At 70.6% G+C, this 26,445-nt stretch carries 23 protein-coding genes and 1 tRNA gene; 11 read left to right on the top strand and 13 right to left on the bottom strand.

The annotated features are described in order from the left end of the window. Positions 1-200 precede the first annotated feature (200 nt). Together OG718_RS33510 and clpS are read right to left on the bottom strand one after the other, a co-directional pair. Positions 201-806 carry a DUF2017 domain-containing protein gene (locus OG718_RS33510; RefSeq protein ID WP_143632629.1) on the bottom strand — a complete coding sequence of 202 codons (606 nt, stop codon included), beginning with the start codon at positions 804-806 and terminating at the stop codon, positions 201-203. Positions 807-886: 80 nt separating this feature from the next. Then, positions 887-1,204, bottom strand: a complete 318-nt coding sequence (gene clpS, locus OG718_RS33505; RefSeq protein WP_143632631.1) for an ATP-dependent Clp protease adapter ClpS — start codon at positions 1,202-1,204, stop codon at positions 887-889. 162 nt (positions 1,205-1,366) lie between these two features. Here clpS and OG718_RS33500 point away from each other — a divergent pair, with 162 nt between their 5' ends. Together OG718_RS33500 and OG718_RS33495 are read left to right on the top strand one after the other, a co-directional pair. Further along, on the top strand, positions 1,367-2,695 hold the full coding sequence (locus OG718_RS33500; RefSeq protein ID WP_328845919.1) for a nicotinate phosphoribosyltransferase: 1,329 nt from the start codon (positions 1,367-1,369) through the stop codon (positions 2,693-2,695). Positions 2,696-2,878: 183 nt separating this feature from the next. Next, a complete protein-coding gene (locus OG718_RS33495; protein WP_143632635.1) occupies positions 2,879-3,463 on the top strand; it encodes a nicotinamidase in 585 nt (194 codons plus the stop codon). Between the two features lie 43 nt (positions 3,464-3,506). Here OG718_RS33495 and OG718_RS33490 read toward each other — a convergent pair whose 3' ends face one another. Further along, positions 3,507-3,842 (bottom strand): hypothetical protein, encoded by a 336-nt coding sequence (locus OG718_RS33490; RefSeq protein WP_143632637.1) that lies wholly within the window; start codon positions 3,840-3,842, stop codon positions 3,507-3,509. Between the two features lie 121 nt (positions 3,843-3,963). After that, entirely contained in the window at positions 3,964-6,330 is a 2,367-nt protein-coding gene (locus tag OG718_RS33485; RefSeq protein WP_143632639.1) for an immune inhibitor A domain-containing protein, read from the bottom strand. 472 nt (positions 6,331-6,802) lie between these two features. Here OG718_RS33485 and OG718_RS33480 point away from each other — a divergent pair, with 472 nt between their 5' ends. Continuing rightward, positions 6,803-7,099, top strand: a complete 297-nt coding sequence (locus OG718_RS33480) for a hypothetical protein (protein WP_328845918.1) — start codon at positions 6,803-6,805, stop codon at positions 7,097-7,099. A 102-nt stretch (positions 7,100-7,201) separates the two neighbouring features. Here OG718_RS33480 and OG718_RS33475 read toward each other — a convergent pair whose 3' ends face one another. After that, the gene (locus OG718_RS33475; RefSeq protein WP_143632643.1) at positions 7,202-7,912 is read right to left on the bottom strand and encodes an RDD family protein; all 711 of its coding nucleotides are present in this window, start codon (positions 7,910-7,912) and stop codon (positions 7,202-7,204) included. A gap of 61 nt (positions 7,913-7,973) precedes the next feature. Then, positions 7,974-9,590, bottom strand: coding sequence for an RDD family protein (locus OG718_RS33470; protein WP_328845917.1), 1,617 nt, complete (start codon positions 9,588-9,590; stop codon positions 7,974-7,976). A gap of 322 nt (positions 9,591-9,912) precedes the next feature. Here OG718_RS33470 and OG718_RS33465 point away from each other — a divergent pair, with 322 nt between their 5' ends. After that, complete coding sequence (locus OG718_RS33465; RefSeq protein WP_143632646.1) at positions 9,913-10,386, top strand: SsgA family sporulation/cell division regulator; 474 nt, start codon at positions 9,913-9,915, stop codon at positions 10,384-10,386. A gap of 32 nt (positions 10,387-10,418) precedes the next feature. Here OG718_RS33465 and OG718_RS33460 read toward each other — a convergent pair whose 3' ends face one another. Then, a complete protein-coding gene (locus tag OG718_RS33460; protein ID WP_143632993.1) occupies positions 10,419-11,834 on the bottom strand; it encodes an FAD-binding oxidoreductase in 1,416 nt (471 codons plus the stop codon). Between the two features lie 115 nt (positions 11,835-11,949). Between OG718_RS33460 and OG718_RS33455 the strand changes: the two genes are divergently transcribed. Continuing rightward, positions 11,950-13,386 (top strand): tetratricopeptide repeat protein, encoded by a 1,437-nt coding sequence (locus OG718_RS33455; protein WP_328845916.1) that lies wholly within the window; start codon positions 11,950-11,952, stop codon positions 13,384-13,386. 39 nt (positions 13,387-13,425) lie between these two features. Here the strand turns inward: OG718_RS33455 and hppD are convergent, their stop codons facing one another. Then, positions 13,426-14,571, bottom strand: coding sequence for a 4-hydroxyphenylpyruvate dioxygenase (gene hppD, locus OG718_RS33450; protein ID WP_143632648.1), 1,146 nt, complete (start codon positions 14,569-14,571; stop codon positions 13,426-13,428). Positions 14,572-14,693: 122 nt separating this feature from the next. On the opposite strand from hppD, the gene OG718_RS33445 reads away from it, so the two are divergent. The 5 genes from OG718_RS33445 to OG718_RS33425 are packed head-to-tail and all read left to right on the top strand — an operon-like array spanning position 14,694 to position 18,967. Further along, positions 14,694-15,167: an Lrp/AsnC family transcriptional regulator gene (locus tag OG718_RS33445; RefSeq protein ID WP_143632997.1), complete on the top strand. Its 474-nt coding sequence runs from the start codon at positions 14,694-14,696 to the stop codon at positions 15,165-15,167. Positions 15,168-15,206: 39 nt separating this feature from the next. Next, positions 15,207-15,854, top strand: coding sequence for an ABC transporter permease (locus OG718_RS33440; protein WP_143632650.1), 648 nt, complete (start codon positions 15,207-15,209; stop codon positions 15,852-15,854). A 28-nt stretch (positions 15,855-15,882) separates the two neighbouring features. Continuing rightward, the gene (locus tag OG718_RS33435) at positions 15,883-17,154 is read left to right on the top strand and encodes a betaine/proline/choline family ABC transporter ATP-binding protein (RefSeq protein WP_143632999.1); all 1,272 of its coding nucleotides are present in this window, start codon (positions 15,883-15,885) and stop codon (positions 17,152-17,154) included. Beyond that, positions 17,151-18,002, top strand: a complete 852-nt coding sequence (locus tag OG718_RS33430; protein ID WP_328845915.1) for an ABC transporter permease — start codon at positions 17,151-17,153, stop codon at positions 18,000-18,002. The genes OG718_RS33435 and OG718_RS33430 overlap by 4 nt, the downstream gene beginning before the upstream one ends. Then, on the top strand, positions 17,999-18,967 hold the full coding sequence (locus OG718_RS33425; RefSeq protein WP_328845914.1) for a glycine betaine ABC transporter substrate-binding protein: 969 nt from the start codon (positions 17,999-18,001) through the stop codon (positions 18,965-18,967). The genes OG718_RS33430 and OG718_RS33425 overlap by 4 nt, the downstream gene beginning before the upstream one ends. A gap of 65 nt (positions 18,968-19,032) precedes the next feature. Here OG718_RS33425 and OG718_RS33420 read toward each other — a convergent pair whose 3' ends face one another. The 4 genes from OG718_RS33420 to OG718_RS33405 all read right to left on the bottom strand — a co-directional run bounded on the left by OG718_RS33420 (position 19,033) and on the right by OG718_RS33405 (position 24,813). Further along, entirely contained in the window at positions 19,033-19,824 is a 792-nt protein-coding gene (locus OG718_RS33420) for a YlbL family protein (RefSeq protein WP_328845913.1), read from the bottom strand. Between the two features lie 390 nt (positions 19,825-20,214). After that, the gene (locus OG718_RS33415; RefSeq protein ID WP_143632657.1) at positions 20,215-20,856 is read right to left on the bottom strand and encodes an IclR family transcriptional regulator; all 642 of its coding nucleotides are present in this window, start codon (positions 20,854-20,856) and stop codon (positions 20,215-20,217) included. Positions 20,857-21,263: 407 nt separating this feature from the next. Then, complete coding sequence (locus OG718_RS33410) at positions 21,264-23,063, bottom strand: DEAD/DEAH box helicase (protein WP_143632659.1); 1,800 nt, start codon at positions 23,061-23,063, stop codon at positions 21,264-21,266. A gap of 244 nt (positions 23,064-23,307) precedes the next feature. Then, positions 23,308-24,813: an MFS transporter gene (locus OG718_RS33405; RefSeq protein ID WP_328845912.1), complete on the bottom strand. Its 1,506-nt coding sequence runs from the start codon at positions 24,811-24,813 to the stop codon at positions 23,308-23,310. A 254-nt stretch (positions 24,814-25,067) separates the two neighbouring features. On the opposite strand from OG718_RS33405, the gene OG718_RS33400 reads away from it, so the two are divergent. After that, positions 25,068-25,139 (top strand) — tRNA-Cys (locus OG718_RS33400). A 131-nt stretch (positions 25,140-25,270) separates the two neighbouring features. On the opposite strand, the gene OG718_RS33395 is transcribed toward OG718_RS33400, so the two are convergent. Next, positions 25,271-26,443, bottom strand: coding sequence for an SUKH-4 family immunity protein (locus tag OG718_RS33395; protein ID WP_328847879.1), 1,173 nt, complete (start codon positions 26,441-26,443; stop codon positions 25,271-25,273). Positions 26,444-26,445 lie beyond the last annotated feature (2 nt).

Here is a 26,445-nt window from a genome sequence, read left to right as displayed (position 1 = left end):
GCGCACCCGACGGGGACATGGGTGGCGTCCCGCCGGGCGGTCGTGAAGATTTATCACGGCCGCAACACTGATCACCTGAGGCGCGTGTAGCGCACACCACAGGGAGAACCGGACAAAAGTCAGACCGCGCCCCATAGGACGCGGTCACGGTGACGGGATCGTTATTCGGATTTGAGCGTCCGCTGAGCGAACGAAATATGTCAGGACATCAACGTTTCAACCAACGTCTCCTGGAGCCCGCCCAGCCACAGATACGCCATCACCATCGGCTTGCGCGGGTCCTCGTCCGGCAGCCGGTAGAGGAGGTCGGTGTCCTCCTCGTCGACGACGTCGAGGCGGGATCCGATGGCCAAGCGCAGGTCGTTGAGGGCACGCAGCCACTGCTCGGACTCCTCGGCGGACAGCTTGAGGACCGCGCCGCCCTCCCCCACGGCCGAGAGCGTGTCCAGGGATCGGATCACCGTGAGCGCGTTCTCGCGCTTGGCGGCGCGCAGGTCGTTCTCGGTGAAGCGGCGGAACTCCGCCGAGTACGCGCGCTGCTCCTCGGCCTGCTCGCGCGAGTCGGCCTCGACGTCGGGTCCGCTGTACGCGTCGGGGAAGAGCCGTTTCAGCACGGGATCGGAGGGCGGTTCGCTCGGGCCCTCCGCGAACAGCTCGGCGAGCGGGTCGTCGGAGGCGTCCTCGCCCGGTCCCGGTCCGATGAGTTCCAGGAGCTGTACGGCGAGGGAGCGGATGATGGAGATCTCGACCTCGTCGAGGGCGACGGCCGCGCCGCCGCCGGGGAGCGGTTCGAAGTGTCCTGGCATCAGGTGCGTCGCTACTTCCAGTACTGCGCGGGCGTCGGGCAACTGCCGGTCGGGCTGTGTTTCGCCGGTCTGCTTCCGGTCTATTTCCGGTCGTGCTGGAGGGTGGCCCACAGACCGTAGCCGTGCATGGCCTGTACGTCGCGTTCCATCTCCTCACGCGTGCCGCTGGAGACCACGGCCCGGCCCTTGTGGTGGACGTCGAGCATCAGCTTGGTGGCCTTGTCCTTCGAGTAGCCGAAGTACGACTGGAAGACGTAGGTCACGTAGCTCATCAGGTTGACCGGGTCGTTGTGGACGATGGTCACCCAGGGGACGTCGGGCTCGGGTACGGCGAAGACCTCCTCCGCCGACTCGGTTTTTTCGGTCTCTAGGGGTGCGGGAGCCGTCACACGGCCCATGCTGCCACCACAGGTGGGTGCCCGGCCAAACGAGCCCCACAAATCGTCAGAGTGACGAGATAGGGGGTACCATCCCTTGCCATGCCGCAATTCCCGGGGGCCAACCCCCGGACCCCCGGCCGACCTGGGGGTGCCCCCTGTGTCATCGCGAGGAGACCCTAAGTGAACGCAGCGGACCTAGGGCTGCCGGTTGATGTTCCCTCCACCGCGCTCTTCACGGACCACTACGAGCTGACGATGTTGCAGGCCGCCCTCAAGGGCGGGGCCGCCGACCGGCGCTCGGTCTTCGAGGTCTTCACGCGCCGGCTGCCCGAGGGCCGCCGCTACGGTGTCGTGGCGGGGACCGGACGGGTGCTGGACGCGATCGAGAACTTCCGCTTCGACGCGGACGTCCTCGGCTTTCTGCGCGAGCGCCGTGTGGTGGACGAGCCGACCCTGGAATGGCTGGCCTCCTACCGCTTCAGCGGCGCCGTCTGGGGCTACCCCGAGGGCGAGGTGTACTTCCCCGGGTCGCCGATCCTGCGGGTCGAGGGCTCCTTCGCGGAGTGCGTGCTCCTGGAGACGGTGATCCTCTCCATCCTCAACCACGACTCGGCGATCGCGGCCGCCGCCTCCCGGATGGCCTCGGCCGCCGGGGAGCGCCCGCTGATCGAGATGGGCGCCCGCCGCACCCACGAACTGGCCGCGGTGGCGGCGTCCCGGGCGGCGTACGTCGGTGGCTTCACGACCACCTCCGACCTGGCAGCCGGCTTCCGTTACGGCATTCCGACCGTCGGCACCAGCGCCCATGCCTTCACGCTCCTCCACGACAGCGAGCGGGACGCCTTCCAGGCCCAGGTGGACTCGCTCGGCCGGGGCACGACGCTGCTGGTCGACACGTACGACGTCGCCGAGGCCGTCCGGCTGGCCGTCGAGGTGGCCGGACCCGAGCTGGGGGCCGTCCGCATCGACTCCGGTGACCTGCTGCTCGTGGCGCACCGGGTACGCCAGCAGCTGGACGAGCTGGGCGCCACGAACACCCGCATCATCGTGACCTCGGACCTGGACGAGTACGCGATCGCCTCGCTGGCCGCGGCGCCCGTGGACGCGTACGGCGTGGGCACGCAGCTGGTGACGGGATCCGGCCATCCGACCTGTTCGATGGTCTACAAGCTCGTCGCCCGTGCCGAGTCCGCGGACCCGAAGGCTCCGCTGGTTCCGGTGGCCAAGAAGTCGACGGGCGGCAAGACGTCCATCGGCGGCCGCAAATGGGCCGCGCGGCGGCTCGACCCGTACGGGGTCGCCGAGGCCGAGGTGATCGGCCTCGGGGCCGTCCCGGCCGAGCTCAGCGACCGTCAGCTCCTGGTGGAGCTCGTCAAGGGCGGCCAGGTCCTCGCCCGCGAGCCCCTGGACGTCGTACGCGACCGGCACGCGGCCGCCCGCGCGAACCTGCCCCTCTCGGCGACCCAGCTCTCCCGCGGGGAAGCCGTCATTCCGACCGAGTACGTATGAGCCAGGTGGGACCGGATCCGAGGAACACCCGGGGGCACACCTCAGGCCACCCCGAGCCCGAACGGGCATGAACGGACGAGGAGCGGGAATGCAACGGCAACGACTCGGTCACACGGTCACGCCCCGCCAGGGGCGCGGGGAACTGCACGATCAGCCCACTACAACCCGCAGAAGGACACCGACATGCGCCGCGCCTTGATCGTCGTAGACGTGCAGAACGACTTCTGCGAAGGCGGCAGCCTCGCCGTGTCCGGCGGAGCCGATGTCGCCGCCGCGATCACGGAGCTGATCGGGCAGGCCCCCGCGGGCTACCGCCACGTCGTGGCGACCCGCGACCACCACATCGCCCCCGGCGGCCACTTCGCCGACAACCCCGACTACGTCCACTCCTGGCCGGCGCACTGCGTGGCGGGCACCGAGGGCGTCGGCTTCCACCCGAACTTCGCCCCGGCGGTCGCCTCCGGCGCGATCGACGCCGTCTTCGACAAGGGGGCGTACGCGGCGGCGTACAGCGGCTTCGAGGGCGCCGACGAGAACGGCGTGACGCTGGGCGACTGGCTGCGCGCCCGCGAGATCACCGAGGTCGACGTGGTGGGCATCGCCACCGACCACTGCGTCCGCGCCACCGCCCTGGACGCGGCCCGCGAGGGCTTCCGTACGCAGGTCCTGCTCGACCTCACGGCCGGCGTGGCCGAGGAGACCACCGAGCGGGCCCTGGAGGAGCTGAGCGCCGCGGGCGTGGAACTGAGCGGCAAGCCGGTCGTCTGAACCGGCAGCGGCCCGCGCACCCCTGCCCGGTCCGAGGCCCGGCCTAGAACCCCTGCGGCGTGGCCGTACGCCGCATCAGCGCCCGGATCGGATGCCACAGCTCGGCCGCGCAAGCGTCCGCACCGGGTGCCGTGCGCCATATGAGGCCGTCGGGATGATGCAGGACCGCGGTGATCTCGTCCGGGGTCGGGGGCTCCGCGTTGCCGCGCAGGTACACCGCCCGCATGCCCAGGTTGCGCAGCCGCGTCAGGGCGCGGGCGCGGTTCTGGGCGTGCACGAGCACGCGTACCGAGCCGCTGCCCGCGGCGAGTGGTCGTGGCAGGTTCAACGCCACCACCACCGTGCCGTTCGGCAGCTTGCAGAAACCTCCTGCGGCCATGCAGTCACACCCCCGTGAGAACCAGTGTCAATAAGAGAGTCACAGCACGCACCTAAACACGATCGGCCGCGACCCGCCAGGGGGTCGCGGCCGATCATGGCTTGACCTGCAGTTATGGCTTTTACTTCGTCGCGGCGGAGACCTTCACCGTGATCGTCGAGCCGTCGCGCGGCTCCTTCACGATCGCGATCTTGGTGTTGGTGTCAGTGACGCGGACGCCCGAGGTCGGGTTGGTCTCGTCGTAGTACGTGTTCTTGTGGTCGTCGAAGATCCGGTTGCCCGGAAGCGACGGGATCTTCGTGGCGACGTCCGCCTTGTGCAGCCTGAGGGCGTCCGTCCGGTACGAGCTGAAGGGCGAGTCGTACGACTGGATGCGGGTGCGCATCAGCGTGCCGTCGGACCACTTCAGCGGCTTCGGGTGGGCGTCCACCGGCAGCAGCAGACCGGAGCCCGCGTGCTGGCTGACGTTGTTGTCGTTCTGGGAGGTGTCCCACTTCCAGATCAGCAGACCGTTCTGGTACGGGAAGTGCTCCACCCAGGACGGGCGCGTGGTCGAGAAGCCGAAGTTGTACGGGCCGGACTTGAGGGTCTTGTCGTACGACACGTACTGGCGGTTCTCGGCGATGTAGTACTGCGCGTAGTCGTCCGTGACGGCCGCGCCGATGCGGGAGAAGCCGTCGGTCTTCCAGGCGGCGTCGGCGGTCTCGGCGTTGTCCGAGAAGACCGGCGAACCGTCGGCCGTCACCGTGATCACGTCGGCCGCGAAGCCCTTCTGGGCCACCCCGCCGTCGGTCTGGTAGCGGAAGCGGAGGTCGAACTTCTTGCCCGCGTAGGCGTCGAGCGGGAACGAGAGCTTCTTGTACGCGTCCACGGTGCCGGTCAGCGCGGGCTTGCCACTGCCGTCGCGCGGGAGGGCCGCGCCGTCGACCGTGCCGTCCAGCGGCGTCCAGTTGGCGCCGTCGGTCGAGACCTCGGTGTAGAGGTAGTCGAAGTCGGTCTCGATGTCGTACCAGCCGTCGAGGGTCAGCGCGGCCGAGGACTTGCCGGTGAGGTCGACGGAACGGGTCAGCGTGTTCTTGAGGTCGTCGCCGCTGCCGCTCCACCACTGGGTGTCGCCCTGAGCCGGGGTGACCACCGGGTTGGTGACCTCCTTCTCGGGCAGTTCGACCACCAGCGCCTGGGCGTTCTTGGTGTTGTACTCCGCCAGGCCCAGCTTGTGGGTGGAGCGCGTCGCGGCCTTGGCCGTGTCGTACTTCAGCCAGCCGAGCTGGAGTTTGTCCCAGGCGGTCATGTCGCCGGGCAGGTCACCGATGGTGCCCTTGCCCTCGCCGAGCCAGGAGCCGGACGACATCAGCGTCCAGAACCCGGTGGAGTTCTCGGCGGTGTTGGTGGTGTCGTAGTGGTCCGGCAGACCGAGGTCGTGGCCGTACTCGTGGGCGAAGACGCCGAGTCCGCCGTTCTCCGGCTGGATGGTGTAGTCGCCGACCCAGATGCCGGAGCTGCCGATCTGCGCCCCGCCCATCTTGTTGCCCGTGGGGCCGGTGGCGCCGGCGTCCGTGCCGAACGCGTACCAGCGGTGGGCCCAGATGGCGTCCTCGCCCTGGGCGCCGCCGCCCGCGGACTCGTCCTCGCCGGCGTGCACGATCTGGAAGTGGTCGATGTAGCCGTCGGGCTCGTTGAAGTTGCCGTCGGCGTCGAAGTCGTTGCGGTCCCACTTGTCGTAGGCGGCCAGCTCGGACTTGATGTCGGCGTCGGACTTGCCGGCCGCCTTCTGGGCGTCGGCCCAGGCGGTGACACCGTCGGCGACGGCGTTCCACGCGCAGGTGTCGGGCTCGCACTTGTTGGAGCCGTAACGGGCCTCGTTGTAGGGCACCTTGACCCAGTCGGAGACCGCGCCGCCGATGGAGTAGCGGCCCGAGGACTGCTTCTCGTAGTACTTCTTCATCGACTCGACACCCTTGCCGGTGCCGAAGTAGAGCTCTTCGAAGTGCTTCTTGTTGTAGTCCGCCTGCCAGGCCGTGCTGTTGTCCTCGGAGCGGTCCGGCTCGGCTATCTGGTTGTGCAGGGGACCCGGGGTGCCGCCGTAGCGGGGGTCCGTCTTGTCGCCGAACTCCACGAGGATCGTGAAGATCTGGTCGGTCTTCTCCCGGCCGAGCTCGACGTACTTGCCGTCCTGGAGTTTCACGACCTGCGAGCCGCCGCGGTTCCTGACGGTGGCGTCGCCGGATATGACCTGCTTGAGCGCCTCTTCGCGCTGGGCCTCCTGACGTTCGGTCAGCGGGCCCTTCAGGTCGTGCTCGCGATCGGTGTGGTTCTCGGCGCGTGCCGGGTCCTGCCGGTTCGCGGCCGGATCCTGACGGCCCGCCGCCGCGGCCGGCTGATCGCCGGCAGCGGCCTGCGCCACCGCGAAGGTCGAGAACGTGGCAGCGGCCGCTGCGAGCGACACACCCACCGCGGCTGCTCTGAACGTCCATGGTCTGCTGGTCACTTGATGCAGTCCTCCCCCGCGCCCGGGCGCGCGGAATGGAGGGGTGTCCAGGTCATGGAGTCCGCGCGCGCTCTATGCGCGTCACAAGTGACGACATTCGATCGGAGTTGCAGGAGAAAAGACAGATCTTGACTTGAACAGGTCAAGTGAGCTATGCACCGGCGGTCGTGCGCCGCGCAAGGACATCCGTCCGCTCACGGAAGAACGGTGTACGAATCAACAGGCGCGTTCGAACGTCCACTTGATGGACGTCATGACTCCGTGCGCCCCCTGTGCACCGGCACCGTGGGTTAGGTCACGCTTACTGCTCGTTCCGCTCGGGCAGACAGCCGATTAGAGTCGGTTGGCGGCTCGCCGGATTTCCGGTGGTTTGCCAACCGGACACCGTTGTCGAACCCCAGATTCTTATCCGCACCCTCCCCCATCGCGAGAGGCACGGGGGGAGACCCCCACCCCGAGGATCGGAATAGCCATGCCTCGTCCGACCGCCGCACAGCTCGCCTACGGTTCCTGCACCGTGATCTTCTCCACTCTCGCCATGCTGCTGCTGTCACAGACGAGTTCGGGCCTGGGAGTCGTGGTGATCGCACTCTCCGCCCTCGTGCTCGGCCTCCTCGTGGCCATGACGGTTCCCGTACCGAAGCCCGCCCTGCCGACGGCGTCCGTTGCCCGGCCCGCGTCCGTCACCCTCTCGGAACACCGGGTTCCGGTGCGGCGCGAGACCGTCGCGGCCGCCAGGGCGTCCGAGCCGGTCCGCGAGCGCGCCTGAGCCCGCCCCCAACCGCAACGCGAACCGGCGGGCCCGTTGACCACGGACCCGCCGGTCGTTTGCGCCGCCTGGGGACTCGGCCCATGCCGACTCCCGTGGAACTCAGCCCGTGCTGACCACCACCGTCTTGGCCGCCTTGTCGTGCAGGCCCTGCTTGTAGGGCTTGTCGAAGAAGCTCCAACCACCCGCGATCGCGGTCCAGATGCACGCGCAGCAGAACGCGAACGGCAGCCACAGGACCAGCGCACGGACCAGCGAGGTCTGCACGGAGGGCGTGGAGCCGTTGTCGAGGTTCGCCACCCGCAGGTGCAGCCACTTCTTGCCGAGGGTCTGCCCCGCCCTCGCGGTCATGACGGTGTCGTAGCCGACGTAGAGCACCGCGGCGATCAGCGACTGGCCGAACGACCTGCCGTAGTCGATCCTGTCCGTGTCCACGTCGTACTCGTTGACGTTGAAGGCCCACGTCACCAGCCACACCACGATGACGACGAGGATCATGTCGATGATCCGCGCGAGCGTGCGCTTGCCGCTGTCGGCGAGCGGAGGCATCCCGGCCAGCGGGTCGTTGCCGTACGGGCCGCCGCCGTAGGGGTCACCACCACCGCTGCCGTACGGGTCACCGCCGCCGTAGGGCGGTGGCGGCGGAGTGGCGCCGTACGGGGAACCGGTGCCCGGCGGGGGCTCGTTGCCGTACGAGGGGTCGAACGGCGGGCCCTCGCCGGGTGGCGGCGGCTGCTGTCCGGACGAGCCCTCGTCCGGCGGCTTCTTCTTGAACGGATCGTCATCCGGCGGGGGCGGCGGCTCGGTCGTCATATCCCGAGTCGACCGCGAACCCCCCGACTGCGCAATGGGGGGCGGCCGTCCGGGGGACCGGTCAGCCCGCGACGAACGTGTGGGCCGCCTTGTCGTGCCAGCACTGGCGCCACGGGCGGTCGAACGCGCCCCACAGGACACCCAGGACACCGATGGCGAGAAGGCCGGGAACGCTGTAGACGAGCCAGCGGCGCAGCGCCAGACCGAACGACGGCGGGTCGCCGCCCTCGATGTCCCGCACCTGGAGGCCGCACAGCTTCTTGCCGAGGGTGCGGCCCCACTTGGCGGTGGGCAACGCCTCGTAGAGGACACCGAAGAGGAGCAGTACGGCGAGGATGATGCCGAGGTAGACCGCGGTGGTGCCGTCAAGGAGCCAGACCGTGACGGTCTCGCCCGACAGCTTGGCCGCGTCGATCTTCTCGTTGACGTGGTCGAGGGCCCTGGTGCCCAGCGGAACGGCGGCCGCGCCGGTGACGGCGGCCAGCACGATCGTGTCCACGAGTCTGGCCGCCAGGCGCTTGCCGAGCCCCGCCGGGCGGGCGTTCGCCTGCGAGCGGGCCGCCGCCTGGAACGGGTCCTCCCGCACCGGCTTCCACGGCACGACGGGCTGGTCGCCCTCCGGCCCGGCCAGGCGGTGCACCTGCTGGGCCCAGGAGGGCTGCCCGCCACCGGCACCCGCGGCCATGGGGGCGCCGGAGCCGGACTGCGGAGGGGTATCGGGGGTGGACCGCTGAGGGGTCGACTGCTGAGGGGTGGCGGGGGCGGCCGGGGAGGCGGCTGCGGGGCCCTGGGGGGCGGCTGTTTGGGCCTGAGCCGCGGCTGCCTGGGCCGCCGGGGACTGGGCGGCGGAGGGCTGGGCCCCGCGCTGCTGTCCCCCGCGCGGTGACACGGCCCTGAAGGCCATTGTGCCCTCGGAGGCGAGGGGTTCACGGGAGCCGGGGACACCGCCCGAACGATCGCCGCCCGAGACATGCGCGCGCCCGGCGCCCATGGCTCCCGCCGTGCCCGCTCCCCCGGCCGGCCCGTCGGCCCTGTCCGTGCCCCCGGCGCCCCCGGGTCCTGCGGAGCCCGCCGCGTTGCCGGCTCCGGTCGGCCGCACCGGTCCGGTGGGCCTGCGGAACACCACCGTGCCGCCGGAGCCCGGCGGCTTGAGGGCCCCTGAGCCTCCGTCGGACCCGGCATCGGAATCGGCCCGGGACTCGGACTCGGACGAGTGGAACGTGGCCATACCGTCCGTGTGGTCCGACCTGCCGTCGGGCTGGGACGGCAGGGAGGAGCCGGCGGACTCGGCCGGCTCCTCGGTGGGCACCCGCGGATCGGGCTTGCCCCAGCGGATCCGGCGGTCCGGATCGCCGCCGAAGCCGGTCTGTCGTGAGCGGTCGGCGCCCCACGCGGTCGCGGGTTCGGGCCGGCTGCCGTGCTGGGCGTCGGCGGGCGACGGGCTCGCGGCCGGCGGGTCCTCGTCGAAGAAGTGCGGGCCCGTCTCCTCCGTGGAGGCGGGCACGGACCGTTCGTCCGCGGGCGACGAGATCGGCTCGCCTCCGGACGGCGCCGGCCGGCTGGTGCCCGGCACCCACGCGGCACCGTTCCAGTACCGGACATATCCGGGAATGGAGGGGTCCGGGTAATACCCTTCGCGGGGCCTGTCGTCGCCGGGGGCCGGGGTTGGGGCGCTCATGTCCGTCGTCCCGTATCTGCTCGGGGGTCGTGTTGAGCGTCCACATCTATCAGACGGGCGCAAGCACCACTGCCGCTCCTGGCGTACCTACCCCCTTCGAGCAAGGTTCCGCCACGTTTTCCGGCCGCTTCCGGTCGGGTGCCGACCGTCTGCCGGCCGTGTGCTGACCGTCTCTGTCGGCCGTGTGCTGCTTGTGTCTGCCGGTCGTGTGCCGGTGCCTTCGGAAAAAGTTCCGCGAACCCGCGTAATGCTGCGCGGCCCGCGCCCTCTCCACTCGTACGGGCCCGCCCACAGGGCCACTGGACGAGAGGAAACGCACGACATGAACACCGTGGTGGAGCGCGAGCTCGAACTGAAACTGGTCCTGTCCCCCGAGCGAAGCATCCCGGTCCCGGCCCGGCTGAGCTACCGCACCGACGATCCGTACGCCGTCCACATGGCCTTCCACATCGGCTCGGACCACCCCGTGAACTGGACGTTCGCGCGCGAGCTGCTCGTAGAGGGGGTGTTCCGGCCGTGCGGGCACGGGGATGTGCGGGTGTGGCCGACGAAGGTCGCCGGACGGAGCGTCGTCCTGATGGCGCTGAGTTCACCCGACGGGGACGCCCTCCTCGAAGCGCCCGCCGCGCAGGTGTCGGCCTGGCTGGAGCGCACCCTGCGGGCGGTGCCGCCGGGTACCGAGGCCGAACAGCTCGGTATCGACGACGGCCTCGCCGAGCTGCTCGCGCCCACCCCGGCCGACGATCTCTGGCTGCGCGACCCCTGGCCCTCGGACGAGTCCAAGGACGGGGAGTGAGACGGAGGGGCGCGAGAAGCGGAGGAGGTGGCTCAGAAGAGCTTGCCGGGGTTGAGGATGCCGAGCGGGTCGAACGCCGTCTTGATCGCCCGCTGCATCTCCACGCCCACCGGGCCGATCTCGCGCGCCAGCCACTCCTTCTTGAGGACACCCACACCGTGCTCGCCGGTGATCGTGCCGCCGAGCTCCAGGCCGAGGGCCATGATCTCGTCGAAGGACTCGCGGGCGCGGCGGGACTCGTCGGGGTCGCCCGCGTCGAAGCAGACGGTCGGGTGGGTGTTGCCGTCTCCGGCGTGTGCGACGACGCCGATGGTCAGCTGGTACTTCTCGGCGATCCGGTCGACCCCTTCGAGCATCTCGGCGAGCTTCGAGCGCGGTACGCACACGTCGTCGATCATCGTCGTGCCCTTGACCGCTTCGAGGCCGGTGAGGGACAACCGGCGGGCCTGGAGCAGCAGTTCGGACTCGGCCGCGTCGTCCGCCGGTACGACCTGTGTGGCGCCGGCCGCCTCGCAGAGCGCGCCCACGGCCGTCAGGTCGGCGGCCGGGTCGAGGGTGTCGAAGGCGGCGAGGAGCAGGGCCTCGGTGGACTCCGGCAGGCCCATGTTCGCCATGTCGTTGACGGCCTTCACCGTCGTACGGTCCATCAGTTCGAGGAGGGACGGCACATGGCCGCCCTCCATGATCCGGCAGACCGCGTCGCAGGCTGCCGCGGCGGAGGCGAACTCGGCGGCCAGCACCAGCTGTTGGGGCGGCTGCGGCTTCAGGGCGAGGGTGGCCCGTACGACGATGCCGAGCGAGCCCTCCGAGCCGACGAGGAGGCGGGTCAGGTCGTATCCGGCGACGCCCTTCGCCGTACGGCGGCCGGTGGACATCAGGCGGCCGTCGGCGAGAACCACGTCCAGGCCGAGGACGTACTCGGCCGTCACCCCGTACTTCACACAGCACAGGCCGCCGGACGCCGTGCCGATGTTGCCGCCGATCGTGCACATCTCCCAGCTGGAGGGGTCCGGCGGGTAGTAGAGGCCGTGTTCGTTGACGGCGCGGGAGAGCGTGGCGTTGATGACGCCCGGCTCCACCACCGCGATCCGGTCGACCGGGCTGATCTCCAGGATCCGGTCCATCTTGACGAGGGACAGCACGATGCAGCCCTCGGAGGCGTTGGCGGCGCCCGACAGGCCCGTACGGGCGCCCTGCGGGACGACCGGGACGCGCAGTTCGGTCGCGACGCGCATGACGTGCTGGACCTGCTCGACGGTGCGCGGCAGCACCACGACGGCGGGGGTGCCGGCCTCGCAGAAGCTGGCCATGTCGTTGGCGTACGAGCTGGTGACGTCCGGGTCGGTGAGGACCGCCTCGTCCGGCAGGCCCACGAGGAGACGTTCGGCGAGGCTGCCCGGTGCCACGGTGTCTTCATCGGGACGGGCTTCGATACGGCTCATGATCACAGCGTCGCACTCGGGGCCATCGGTGTGAACCCCGCCCGCGAGGGGCTTTCCGCGCCGGGGTGGTGGCCGGGTGTGCTCTTCGTATTGGCGCACAGTGAGCGGCATGGAGAGCGGCATGGGAAAAGAGCTGGCCTCGGGTTCGGCGGACGGTCCGGCGGGTGGCCCGGCGGGCCGTCCCTCGGGTGGTCCGGGTTCGGCCAAGGGGTGGGCGCTCGTCGGTGCCGTGGCGGGGTGTGCCGTGCTGGGCGGTGTGCTGATGGTGGCGCCCCCCGAGCGGGACGGGCCGCCGCCCGCACCCGGTCCGGTGGCTCGGGCCGAGACCGCCGTCGGGGCCGGGGCGCCCGCCTCACTGCCCGATCTGGTCGCCCTGATCGGGGACCGCGAGGCGCATCTGCGGGCCCATCCGGGTGATGTGCGGTCGTGGGCGGTGCTCGGCGCGGCGTATGCGGAGCGGGGCGAGCGGACCGGCGAGGCGCGGTTCTACCCGAAGGCCGAGAAGGCGCTGCGTACGTCGTTGCGGGCGAAGCCGAAGAAGAACGTGGAGGCGCTCGACGGTCTCGCCGCGCTCGCCAACGCCCGGCACGACTTCCGGGCGGCGCGGAAGTGGGGCGAGGCCTCGGTGGCCGCCTCGCCGAAGCGGTGGACGGCCTATCCGGCGTTGATCGACGCGTACCGGGGGCTCGGGGAGTTCAAGGCCGCGGACAAGGCGCTGGCCAGGCTCGTCCGGCTGCCGAAGGGAGCCGCGGCGCCGAGGGCACGGGTGCTGACGCGGGCCGCTCTCGTGTACCGGGACCAGGGGCTCCGCGAGGACGCCGCCGCCGCGCTCTGGGACGCGGTGGCGCTCGCCTCCGCTCCGGCCGAGCGGGCGGACTGTCTCGTCGGGGCCGGGGAGCTGGCCTGGGAGCGCGGGGAGCCCGCCGAGTCGCTGCGCGCCTTCGAGGCCGCGGTGCGGGCCGATCCCGACGGGCACGCCGCGCTCGCGGGGCAGGGCAGGGCGCTGGCCGCCCTTGGCCGGACCTCGGAGGCCGTACGCGCGTACCGGGCCGCGTCGGAGAAGCGGGCGCTGCCCCGGTACGCGTGGGAGCTGGGCGAGTTGTACGAGTCCCTGGGGCTGGGCGACGAGGCGCGGGCCCAGTACGACGTGGTGCGGGAGCGGGTGCGCGAGGGCGCCGCCGGTGGGGTGAACACCGATCTCGTGGCGGGTCTCTTCGAGGCGGACCACGGTGACCCGAAGGCCGCTGTGCGGCTGCTGCGGGACGAGTGGGAGCGGCATCCCTCCGCGGCGGTCGCGGATGCGCTGGGGTGGGCGCTGCATCGCGCGGGGCAGCACGAGGACGCGCTCGTCTTCGCCACGAAGGCCACCGACAAGGAGCACGTGGGTGCGGTCCGCAGCGCGCCCTACGCGTACCACCGGGGCATGATCGAGCGGCAGTCGAAGCTGGAGGGACCCGCGCGCCGCCATCTTGAGGAGGCGCTGCGGATCAGTCCGTACTTCTCGCCGCTGGGCGTTCCGGCGGCGAAGGAGGCGCTGGGGGCACTGGGCCCGGTGTGACAGCGCCCAGTGCCCCAACGGCCTTGCAGGCTGCGGTGCTTACAGGTTGCCGCGCTTCTCCTGCTCCCGTTCGATCGCCTGGAAGAGGGCCTTGAAGTTGCCCTTGCCGAAGCCCATCGAACCGTGGCGTTCGATGATCTCGAAGAAGACCGTCGGGCGGTCCTGGACCGGCTTGGTGAAGATCTGCAGCAGGTAGCCGTCCTCGTCGCGGTCGGCCAGGATCTTCAGTTCGCGCAGGGTGTCGACGGGTACGCGGGTGTCGCCGACCCACTCGCCGAGGGTGTCGTAGTAGGAGTCCGGGGTGTCGAGGAACCGCACGCCGGCCGCGCGCATGGTCCGTACGGTCTCCACGATGTCGTTCGTGTTGAGGGCGATGTGCTGGACGCCGGCGCCGCCGTAGAACTCCAGGTACTCGTCGATCTGGGACTTCTTCTTGGCGATGGCGGGCTCGTTGATCGGGAACTTGACCTTGAGCGTGCCGTCGGCGACGACCTTCGACATCAGGGCGCTGTACTCGGTCGCGATGTCGTCGCCCACGAACTCCTTCATGTTCGTGAAGCCCATGACCTTGTTGTAGAAGGCGACCCACTCGTTCATGCGGCCGAGTTCGACGTTGCCGACGCAGTGGTCGATGGCCTGGAAGGTGCGGTGGGCGGGCGGCTGGACGATCGGGTCCGCGGCCGTGAACCCGGGGAGGTAGGGGCCGTCGTAGCCCGTGCGCTCGACCAGGGTGTGGCGGGTCTTGCCGTACGTGGCGATGGCGGCGAGTACGACGGTGCCGTGCTCGTCCTTCAGCTCGTAGGGCTCGGTGACCGGGCGGGCGCCGTGCTCGACGGCGTAGGCGTACGCGGCGCGGGCGTCCGGGACCTCGATGGCGAGGTCGACCACGCCGTCACCGTGCTCCGCCACGTGCTCGGCCAGGAAGTGGCCCCAGGGGGTGGCGGCCTTGATGACGGAGGTGAGGACGAAGCGGGCTGAGCCGTTCTCCAGGACGTAGCTCGCGGTCTCGCGGCTGCCGTTCTCCGGTCCGGAGTAGGCGACCAGCTTCATGCCGAAGGCGGTGGAGTAGTAGTGCGCCGCCTGCTTGGCGTTGCCCACGGCGAAGACGACCGCGTCCATTCCCTTGACCGGGAAGGGGTCTGCCTGCCGCGCGGTGTCCGGGGTGGTGTGGGTGGTCTGAGTCATGGCCGCAGGCTCTCTCCGTTCTGCAAGGTGCGCAATAGTTTGCGAATCCACTGGGCAATATGTTCAGTGAAAAGCCTGCATGTCCGGGCTTTGTGTACAGGATGACCACCGCGGAGGCGTTCATGGCGATCGATCATCTGGACGGGCGGCTGCTGGTGCTGCTCGCGCGGGAGCCGCGCATCGGTGTGCTGGAGATGTCCCGGCGGCTCGGGGTCGCGCGCGGGACCGTGCAGGCGCGGCTCGACCGGCTTCAGTCCAATGGAGTCATCCGGGGGTTCGGGCCGCAGGTCGATCCCGCGGCCCTCGGATATCCCGTCACCGCCTTCGCGACGCTGCAGATCCGGCAGGGGCAAGGGGCGGACGTACGGGCGCACTTGACGACCGTGCCCGAGGTGCTGGAGCTGCACACGACGACGGGCGGCGGGGACATGCTGTGCCGGCTCGTGGCGCGGTCCAACGCCGATCTTCAGCGGGTGATCGACCGGGTTGTCGGTTTTGATGGCATCGTCCGGGCCTCCACGGCGATCGTCATGGAGAACCCCGTGCCGCTGCGGATCATCCCGCTGGTGGAGCAGGCCGCGGAGGACGACGACTGAGGCGACAGTGACGGCTGAGGCGACAGGGGTGAAAAGCGGGTGAGCTTCTGGGAGTACCTGGGCAGTCGCCATCAACAGCTTCTCGCCGACGCCTACCAGCACGCCAGCGCCGTCTTCCAGTGCATGGTCGTCGCCACGGTGATCGGTGTGGTGGTCGGTGTCGTCACCTATCGGAGCGAGTGGGCCGGGAATCTGGCCACGACCACGACGGCGACCCTGCTGACCATTCCCTCGCTCGCCATGATCGGTCTGCTCATCCCGATCGTGGGGCTGGGGGTTCCGCCCACGGTGATCGCGCTGACCCTGTACGGGCTGCTGCCGATCGTGCGCAACTCGATCGTGGGGCTGCGCGGAGTCGATCCCTCGCTCGTCGACGCGGCCACCGGCATCGGGATGTCGCGGCTCGCCCGGCTCCTGCGGGTCGAACTGCCGCTCGCCTGGCCGCCGATCCTGACCGGGATCCGGGTCTCCACACAGATGCTGATGGGGATCGCCGCCATCGCCGCCTATGCCTCGGGGCCGGGTCTCGGCAATGAGATCTTCCGCGGTATCGCCTCCCTGGGCAGCAAGAACGCGCTCAACCAGGTGCTCGCGGGCACGCTCGGGATCATCGTCCTGGCCCTGCTGTTCGACGCCGCGTACGTCCTCATCGGGCGGCTGACCATTCCCAGGGGGATCCGTGCCTGAGCCGACCACCAGCGCCGCCGCTGCTGCGGTGCCCGCCGCGACCACCGGCGCGAACGCCACCACCGGCGCCACAATCGAGCTCGAGAACCTCACCAAGCAGTACCCGGGGAGCTCCGACCCCGCCGTCGACAGCGTCAACATGGAGATCAACGCCGGTGAGCTCGTCGTCTTCGTGGGGCCTTCGGGGTGCGGGAAGTCCACCACCCTGAAGATGATCAACCGGCTGATCGAGCCCACGGGCGGGCGCATCAGGATCGGTGGCGAGGACGTCACCCACATGGATCCCGTGAAGCTGCGCCGCAAGATCGGGTACGCGATCCAGGCCTCCGGGCTCTTCCCGCACATGACGGTCGCCCAGAACATCGCCCTCGTACCGAGGATGGTGGGGTGGCCGAAGGCACGGATCAGCGCCCGGGTCGAGGAGATGCTGGACCTGGTCGGTCTCGACCCGGGCGAGTTCCACGGGCGCTATCCGCGGCAGCTGTCCGGCGGGCAGCAGCAACGGGTGGGCGTGGCACGGGCGTTGGCCGCCGATCCGCCCGTGCTGTTGATGGACGAGCCCTTCGGGGCCGTGGACCCCATCACCCGCGACCACCTCCAGGACGAGCTGATCCGGCTGCAGCACGAGCTGCACAAGACCATCGTCTTCGTCACCCACGACTTCGACGAGGCGATCAAGCTGGGCGACCGGATCGCCGTGCTGCGGGAGCGGTCGCACATCGCCCAGTTCGACACCCCGGAGGCGATCCTCACCAACCCCGCCGACGACTTCGTGTCCGGGTTCGTGGGCGCGGGGGCCGCGTTGAAGCGGCTCAACCTGTCTCGCGTACGGGACGTGGAGATCACCGGCTATCCGACGGTGACCGTCGACGATCCGCTCCAGGAGATCTTCAACAAGCTCCGGTCGAGCGGCACGAACGAGATCCTGCTGCTCGACCGGCGCGGGCGGCCCTACAAGTGGCTGCGGCGCGGGGACCTGATGCGGGCCAAGGGCTCGCTGGCCCGGGCGGGCACGCTGGTGCACGACACGGTGACCCGGGACGCGACGCTGCGGGACGCGCTGGAGGCCGTGCTCATCGACAATGCGGGGCGGGTCGTGGTGACGGGGCGGCGCGGGGAGTACACGGGCGTCGTGGACATGGAGACGCTGATGAACTCCGTGCACGAACTGCTGGAGGCCGACCGGCTCGACGCGATGGAGCACCAGCACGAACTGGAGGAGACGCGCGCCGAGCAGACCCACCACGAGCAGGAAGGCGTCATCGGTACCGCCGGTGCCGGCGGGGAGGCGAAGGCGTGAGGGCCCCGGAGACCGACCACGACACCGAGGCGGACCCCAACGGCGAGGGCGCCGGGCCGGACTCCGGGTTCGAGGAGACGAAGGCTCCCCCGCCCGGCAAGTCCCGTGCCTCCCGGGTGACCTGGCAGAAGCTGACCCTGCTGCCGGCCGTGCTCACCGTCGTGCTGCTCACCACCTGGCTCTGGTTCCGGCAGGCGGACCTGGACCCGCTCTCGGAGAACGCGCTGTCGGGCGGCCAGGTGTGGAAGGCACTGCGGCAGAGCATCGAACTGACCGTGATCTCCACGTTCTTCGTGCTGATCATCGCGATTCCGCTGGGCATCCTGCTGACGCGCAGGGCATTCCGGCAGGCGACCCCGGTCGCCATGTCCGTCGCCAACATGGGGCAGGCGACCCCTGCCATCGGCCTGCTGGCGCTGCTCGTGATCTGGCTGGGCATCGGGCAGAAGGCGGCCCTGATCGGCATCATCGCGTACGCCGTCCTGCCGGTCCTGTCGAACACGATCGCCGGGCTCAAGGCGAACGATCCGACGCTGCTGGAGGCCGCCCGGGGTATCGGAATGTCGCCCGCGGGAGTGCTGGCCCGCGTCGAACTGCCCCTCGCCGTACCGCTGATCCTCGCCGGTGTCCGAACCGCGCTCGTCCTGAACGTGGGCACGTCGACCCTCGCCACCTTCGGCGGGGGCGGCGGTCTCGGCGTACTGATCACTACCGGGATCACCAACCAGCGGATGCCGGTGCTGGTGCTCGGCTCGATCCTGACCGTGGCCCTCGCGCTGCTGGTGGACTGGCTGGCCTCGCTGGCCGAACTGCTGCTCAGCCCGCGCGGGTTGGAGGCGGGGACATGAGACGGCGTACGGGGCTGGTGGCCGCCGGGGCGATGCTGGCGGCCTCGGCCGGGTGCGGACTGACCAGCGGCTCGCCCATGGTCGACGACGTGGAGCCCGGCTCGATCGGGCAGGGACAGCCGCTCAAGGGCACCGACCTCACCGTGACGTCCAAGGAGTTCACCGAGCAGCTGATCCTCGGCGCGATCATGGGCATCGCCTTCCAGGCGGCCGGCGCGGACGTACTGGACCGCACGGGCATCCAGGGCTCCATCGGCGCCCGCGAGGCCGTCAAGAGCGGGGACGCGGACGGCATGTACGAGTACACGGGCACCGCCTGGATCACGTACCAGGGCAACAGCGGGCCCATCACCGATCCGCGCAAGCAGTGGGAGGCCGTGCGCGAGGCCGACCTGAAGAACGGGCTGACCTGGCTGCCGCCGTCGGCGCTGAACAACACCTACGCCCTCGCCATGAACCAGGCCAACTTCAAGAAGTACGGCACGAAGACCCTCTCCGACGTGGCAGCGCTGTCGAAGTCCGATCCGAAGGCGGTCACGCTCTGCGTGGAGAGCGAGTTCGCCAACCGGGCCGACGGGCTGCCGGGCATGGAGAAGGCGTACGGCATCAAGCTGCCCGCCGGGAACATCACGCAGATGGACACGGGGATCATCTACACCCAGGCGGCGAAGGGGAGTTGCACGTACGGGGAGGTCTTCACCACCGACGGGCGCATCAAGTCGATGAACCTGGTCGTGATGGCGGACGACAAGAAGTTCTTCCCCAACTACAACGTGGCTCCGGAGATCAACTCCAAGGCGCTGAAGAAGTATCCGGCGATCGCGGAGGTGCTCGACCCGATCACCAAGCGCCTGGACAACGACGTGGCACAGGAGTTGAACGCGCGGGTGGACGTGGACGGGGAGGACCCGCACTCGGTCGCGCTGGACTGGATGAAGGACGAGGGGTTCGTGAAGGAGGGCTGAGCGGAGGCTGGACGCTGCCTCAGGGGGCGGTCCGGTTCCGCTAGCAGCTCGGTACCGAGTTTCCGCTAGCAGCTCGGTACCGAGCCCTGGTCCTTCTCCAGGGCCACCAGGGCACTGACCGCGCCCTTCAGAGTGGTCACCGGGATGAGGCGGAGCCCCTTCGGGAGGTCCGTCTTCGCGTCCGAGCACTCCGCCTTCGGGACCAGGAAGACCGTGGCGCCGTCGCGGCGGGCGGCCTGCGTCTTGAGGGCGACGCCGCCGACCGGGCCGACCTTCCCGTCGGCGTCGATCGTCCCCGTGCCCGCGATGACCCGGCCGCCCGTGAGGTCGCCGCCGCTGCCGTCGCCGTCCAGCTTGTCGACGATGCCGAGGGAGAAGAGGAGCCCGGCGCTGGGGCCGCCGACATCGGCGAGCCTCAGGGTGACCTTGATGTCGCCGGAGTTCTCACCGAGGTGGTTCAGGGCGGCCTCGGTGGCGGTGTCCTGGGACTTCTTCATCTCCTCGGCGTTGTGCTCCTCGATCTCCTTCACACTGTCGCCGCTCGGGTACACGGAGTCGCGCGGCATGATCGCCTGGTCCGTACGGAACCAGCCGTCGAGCACGTCACCCAGGCTCACGTCCTGGTCGGGGCCCGTCGCCTCGATGGTCGTCATCCGCAGCTCGCCGCGCGTCTTGTGGGTGTCCGCGCCGGTGATCGTGATGACCGGGTCGCCCTTGTTCTCGCCGAGGACGTTCGCCGTCATCCCGGGCTGGGCCACCGAGAAGGGCAACGGCGCGAACACCGCCGTGGCGAGCAGGGCCACGACGGGAAGGGCGCAGACGGCGACGGCCCGGGGGCGCGTGAGGCGAGAGAGCACGGGATCAATCTAACGCGAGGGCGAATTCCGGCCGGGGCCCACCCACGGGATCACCACAGGGGCTGGACTGCGGGGAGCCGCGCGCCGTCAGGGGCGCCGGGGCCGCGCGCCGTCAGGGGCGCCGGGGCCGCGCGCCGTCAGGGCGCCGGGGCCGCGCGCCGTCAGGGCGCCGGGGCCGCGCGCCGTCAGGGCGCCGGGGCCGCGCGCTTTTCAGGGACGCGGGGAGCCGCGCGGTTTCAGGGGCGCGGGGAACTGCGCATCTTCAGGGGCGCGGGGAACTGCGCGACCAGCCCCCACCACCCCGCGGACGACGTACAACCTCCCCCACGGCACCCCCAGCCCCCAGCCCTCAGCCATCAGTCCGCACCTTCCGAGCCCTCCGGACCAAGATCACCGCAAGGCCTCAGCCACTTCCTTGGCCGCGTCAACGACACGCGGCCCCACCCGCTCAGGCACAGCATCGGCAAGCATGACCACCCCCACGCTCCCCTCCACCCCGGTCACCCCGAGCAGCGGCGCGGCCGCCCCACTGGCGCCCGCCTCCAGCTCCCCGTGAGTGAGGGTGTAGCCCGGCTCCTCCGCGGAAGCGGCCCGCGCGGAGAGGATCGCCTTGCCGGCGGCCCCCCGGTCGAGCGGATGACGGAACCCGGCGCGATAGGCAACGTGGTAGTCGGTCCACGTCGGCTCGACCACGGCGACGGCGAGCGCCTCCGCACCGTCGACCAGCGTGAGATGGGCGGTCGCCCCTATGTCCTCGGCGAGCGAGCGCAACGCGGGCAGCGCGGCCTCGCGGACCAGCGGATGCACCTGCCGCCCGAGCCGCAGCACACCGAGCCCGACGCGGGCACGGCCGCCCAGGTCACGGCGTACGAGGGCGTGCTGTTCCAGCGTGGCGAGCAAGCGGTACACAACGGTCCGGTTGACTCCGAGTTTGTTGGACAGCTCGGTGACGGTCAGACCGTGGTCGGTGTCGGCGAGCAGTTTGAGGACACGGAGTCCCCGGTCGAGCGTCTGGGAGGTTTCCGCGGTCACGACGCCCACTCCTTAGTGGTGAGAGTCGACGGCCCCCTACGCGGCGGATACGTCACCGGTCCCATCGGCGACGCGCGTCAGAGGCCGCCGGTCGGCAGCGTCCCGGGATCTCCCGGGCGGGCACCGGCTGCGCTCCGCGGCGGCGCTGCCACGGGGCGTGTGCGTAGCGGGACAGTAGCGAGCTGGTTCGCTCAGCGGAAGTCTCCGTCCAGAATCCGGGCGTTCGCAGGTACGGACCGGGTTCGGTTACCCGGAGTTAGGTTCACTTTCGACCTGATATATCCGGCGCACACCACTCGGCGTGCACGACCCTTGCACAGAGCGCGCACACGCGTGAGCGCCGGTGTCATGACGACACCGGCGCTCACGTGGACGTACCGGGGCGGGTGGGGCGGGCGGGAGCGTGGTCACCGCATACGGGTGGCCCACTCCTGCACCTTGGCGATCCGCTGACGCAGCTGCCCGGCCGTCGCCTCCGCGCTCGGCGGCCCGCCGCACACCCGGCGCAGCTCGGTGTGGATCACACCGTGCGGCTTGCCGCTCTGGTGGACGTACGCGCCGACCATCGTGTTGAGCTGCTTCCTGAGCTCCAGCATCTCCTTGTGGGAGACCACGGGCCGCCGCTCGGCGGGGAGTTCGAGAAGATCTGCCTCGTCGTCCGGCTTCTTGCGGCTGTGCGCGATCTGCCGGGCCTGCCGCTTCTGGAGCAGCAGCTGGACCTGGTCGGGTTCGAGGAGCCCCGGAATACCGAGGTAGTCCTGCTCCTCGGCGCTGCCCGGGTGGGCCTGCATACCGAACTCGGCGCCGTCGTAGAGCACCCGGTCGAAGGTGGCCTCGGACTCGAGGGCCTCGAAGGAGAACTGCTCCTGCTCCCCGGTGTCCTCGTCTTCCTCCCGGTTCGCCTCCTCCATCTCCTTCTCGGATTCGGCGTACGGGTCCTCCTCGCCCTCCTTCTTGGGCTTGTCGAGGGCGTGGTCGCGCTCGACCTCCATCTCGTTGGCGAAGGTGAGGAGGTCGGGGACCGTCGGCAGGAAGACGGAGGCGGTCTCGCCGCGCCGCCTGGACCGTACGAAACGGCCGACGGCCTGGGCGAAGAAGAGCGGCGTGGAGATGGTGGTCGCGTACACGCCCACCGCCAGCCGGGGCACGTCGACGCCCTCGGACACCATGCGGACGGCGACCATCCAGCGGTCGTCGCTGTGGCTGAACTCGTCGATGCGGTTGGACGCGCCCGTGTCGTCGGAGAGGACGAGGGTGGCCTTGCTGCCGGTGATGTCACGGATGAGCTTGGCGTAGGCGCGGGCGGATTCCTGGTCGGAGGCGATGACGAGGGCGCCGGCGTCCGGGATGCCCTTCCTGACCTCCGTGAGCCGCTGGTCGGCGGCGCGCAGCACGCTCGGCATCCACTCGCCGCGCGGGTCGAGGGCGGTGCGCCAGGCCTGCGAGACGGCGTCCTTGGTCATCGGCTCGCCGAGCCGGGCGGCGATCTCGTCCCCCGCCTTCGTACGCCACCGCATGTTGCCGCTGTAGGAGAGGAAGATGACGGGCCGCACGACGCCGTCGCCCAGCGCGCTGCCGTATCCGTAGGTGTAGTCGGCGGCGGACCGCCGGATCCCGTCGTTCCCCTCCTCGTACGTGACGAAGGGGATGGGGTTGGTGTCGGACCGGAAGGGCGTACCGGTGAGCGCGAGCCGGCGGGTGGCGGGCTCGAAGGCCTCGAGGCAGGCCTCACCCCAGGACTTGCTGTCACCGGCGTGGTGGATCTCGTCGAGGATCACCAGGGTCTTGCGCTGCTCGACGCGGTTGCGGTGCAGCATGTGCCGCACGCCGACACCGGCGTACGTGACCGCGACGCCCTGGTACTCCTTGCTGAGCGGCCCCGCGCTGTACTCGGGATCCAGCTTGATCCCTATCCGTGCGGCCGCCTCCGCCCACTGCTTCTTCAGATGCTCGGTCGGCGCGACCACGGTCACCTGCTGCACCACATGGTGGTGCAGCAGCCACGAGGCGAGCGTCAGCGCGAAGGTCGTCTTGCCGGCCCCGGGTGTGGCGACGGCGAGAAAGTCACGCGGCTGCTCCTGGATGTACTTCTCCATCGCACCTTGCTGCCAGGCACGCAGCTTGCTGGCGGTGCCCCAAGGGGCGCGCCCGGGAAACGCGGGTGACAGGTGGTGCGAGGAGATGGCACTGGCGGCGGTGGTAGTCACGGTCTCCGTGGGGTGGTTGGGCGGCTCGGCTTATGGCTGGCATCGGCTGCGTATGACAACCGGGCCACCCTACCGGCGCCCCGACCGCGTCAACGCGCGGACGACGCGGGGTCACCCTTGGATGGGACTCACGTCACAGAGAACAGCGTCGGGTGGATCCGGCTTGTTCTCGTCGGCGGGGGGCGAGACTCGCCGGGTCCGGCAACTCCGCGGCGCCCCGGCCGATTGCGCGACGCCCCCGCGATCAGCGGGAGTCGATCCGCAGCCGCGTGGTCACCCAGGCCCCCACCAATGCGACCCCGGCCATCGGCAGGAACACCGCCGCGAAGGCGGCCGGATGGCCGCCGGAGGCGTTTGTGGCGGCATGGGTGACCGTGCCGCCACCCAGGGCCGCGAAGGCCGCGCCGCCCGCGGCGAGGAGGAGGACGTTCGAGAGGCCGTCGGATATCTGGAGGGCGGCGGAATTGCTGCCGGCCTCCTCGGGGGCGGAGAGGTGGAGCAGCAGGACGCTGGTGGAGGAGATCACCAGGCCCATGCCGAAGCAGCCGAAGGCCCAGGCCACCGCCACCGTCCACACCGGCACCCCGTCGATCAGCACGCTCGGCGCTGCGGCGATGGCGGCCGCGGTCAGGACCATGCCCAGCATCATCAGCCGGTCCCGGTACGGTTCCACGCGCGCCCTGGACTGCACGAAGGAACCCAGCGCCCAGGTGCCCCCGCCCGCCGCCAGTGAGAATCCGGCCAGCGTCGGCGACAGCCCCCGCTCGGTGACCAGCATCAGCGGCACGAAGGACTCGGCCGCGATGAAGGACCCGGCGGCGATCCCGCGCAGCAGCACGACGGACGGCAGCCCGCGCGCCGCCAGGTAGGTCCCTCTGGGCAGCAGCCCGAGCACCGCCGGGATCAGCAGGGCGACCCCCGCCACGGCCGGGACCACCGACAGCCACCTCAGGTCCTGCGCCCCGTACTGCAGCAGCCCGGCGCCCAGCGAGATGCCCAGCGCCAGCCGGATGCGCCGCCGGTCGAAGCGCGCGGCCACGGTGCCCCCGGCCGGGCCGGACGCCCGCCGCCGTATCTGCGGCAGCGCGAACGCCAGCGGCAGGACGACGAGGACCGGTATCCCGACGAACACCCAGCGCCAGCCGAGGTGTTCGGTCACCGCGCCGGAGGCGAGCGGCCCGACCACGGACGGGATCACCCAGCTCGCCGCGAACGCCGCCATGATCGACGGCCGCAACCGCTCCGGATAGGCCCGCCCCACGACCACGTACAGCGCGACGATCACCAGGCCGCCGCCGAGCCCCTGCACGGCCCGCCCGAGGATGAACAGCCACATCACCCCGGCCGTCCCCGACAGCAGCAGCCCCGCCGCGAACGCCCCGATCCCCGCCGTCAGCGACCCCAGCGGGCCCGTACGGTCCGACCACTGCCCGGCCAGCACCATTCCGAACAGGCTCGTCGTGAAGTACCCGGAGAACGCGAACGCGTACAGCGAGACCCCGCCCAGCTCCCGCGCCGCCACCGGCATGGCCGTTCCCACCGCGGTCGCCTCGAAGGCGATCAGCAGCACGACGGACACGATCCCGATACTGAGCGCCCGGTGAGCCCGCCCGAGGACGCCCTCGCCCTCGCCGGCTTCGGTCGCCGGGATGTGTACGGCCGGTGCCGCGGGGACGGCCGTGCCGGGCGGGACAGCCAGGTCGGCCGGTGTCTCAGCGACGCCCGTGTCGCTCGGTTCCAGGGTGGTCATGCCCGCCAGCGTAAGGGGCACCACTGACATTGACCCCTGTCGAGAGACGGGACCTGCCCCGGGACCTTGGTCGTACGACCACCCTCGCCCGCCCCTCCCTCAGCCCCCTCCCCGCCCCCTTTCATGAACGCCGTGTGGCAGTCCCGTTGCAGCCCCGCCCGGTCCCTTGAGCCCCCTGCCGACAGCGCCGTACGGTCGACACAACGAGTCCGGAACACCGGGTGACCGAACGCCGGAACACCGGACTCAAGCTTGGCCGTGTGCCCGAGTGGCTTAGGGACTCGCCTGCAAAGCGAGGCACGTGGGTTCAATTCCCGCCACGGCCTCTGTTCGGTGTCGGGGTCGGCCGCTGTCAGGCGGTCGGCCCCGACGCGTGTGCGGCGGCCGTACTCAATCGGCCCGGGCTCCCGTACGCCGCCGGCTCAGGCGGGGCCGTGCCTCCGTGCACGGAAGGGGCTCACAGCACCCCGCCCGCCTCGTCCTGGAACAGTTCCGTCCAGTAGTGCCAGTCCGCCTGGGAGGCGGAGCCCGTGGGGTCGACCATCGACAGGGTCTGCGTCATCGTCGTGGCGAGCTGGTCGTAGGCCTCCGTGGTCAGTTCGTGGGACAGGGTCCCGTCGATGGCCTTCTCGCGGTGGAGCAGCCAGAGGGTGAAGGCCAGTGTGGAGACGTCCGTGTTGAGGGCGTACAGGGTGGCCTCGGGCTCGCTCCAGTTGAGGACCGCGCCCGTCGAGCCGTCCACGACCAGGCTGTTGTCCTCGATGAGGTGACCGAGGCGTATCAAGTGGTCCGATCCGTCGGGGAGTTCGGCGGCGGTGTACTCGCCCGGGCGCTCGTCCTCGTAGTACTCGGAGAGGGTCGGCAGCGGCACGTCCGTGTCCAGCTGGAAGAGGAAGCCGTCCTCCGGCAGGCCCGTGTCGCGCAGGAAGCGGCGGGTCGGCTCGTGCGCCAGGGCCGCCGGGAAGTCGACGTCCTCGAAGCGCACGACCCGGCCCTGGCCGAACTCCTGGTCCAGCAGCCGGTCGGGCAGGTCCAGGGTCAGCGTCTCGTCGGCGGGCGGGCCCGCGACGAGGGCCAGCGGGCGGATCAGCGCCGCCATCCGCCAGAACGGCGGGACCTCGCCGCCGGTGCCCTCCTCGAACACCGCGAGCAGCTGGCGTGACATCGCGGCCACGGCCTTCGGCCCGAACCGGCCCTCGTAGGAGGCGAACCGGCCGCGTCTGGCCGCCATCTCCTCCGTCGCCGCCACGAACTCCGTCAGCGCCTGGAGCGAGGGTGCGAGCGGGCGACGGTCCATCAGGTCGGGGCGGTCGTGGAAGAAGTACGTGGTGGAGACCTCGCCCGTCGCTCCGTCGAGCAGGACCGACTCCGTCTCGGCGTCGGCGGGGCCACGCAGCGCGCCTATCACCAGCTGGTCCCGCAGGTCCTCCGCGAGCAGGTCCGGGTCCCCGGTCGAGTCCGCCACCGTGCGGGGGCCGTCCGCGCGCAGCGCCTCGAAGGTCAACAGGCCGCCGTCGCCCGGCAGTCCGGGGCCCGCCAGCCAGCGCCGCGTCGCCGCGTGCGTGACGTACCGGTCCAGTTCGTCCTCGGTCAGGGTGATCGTCTTGATGCCGGCGTCCGTCGTGCCCATCG

Origin of the sequence: Streptomyces sp. NBC_00258 (assembly GCF_036182465.1) — a bacterium.
In the GTDB taxonomy this organism is placed as follows: Bacteria; Actinomycetota; Actinomycetes; order Streptomycetales; family Streptomycetaceae; genus Streptomyces.
This window is presented reverse-complemented; position numbering and strand designations above follow the sequence as displayed.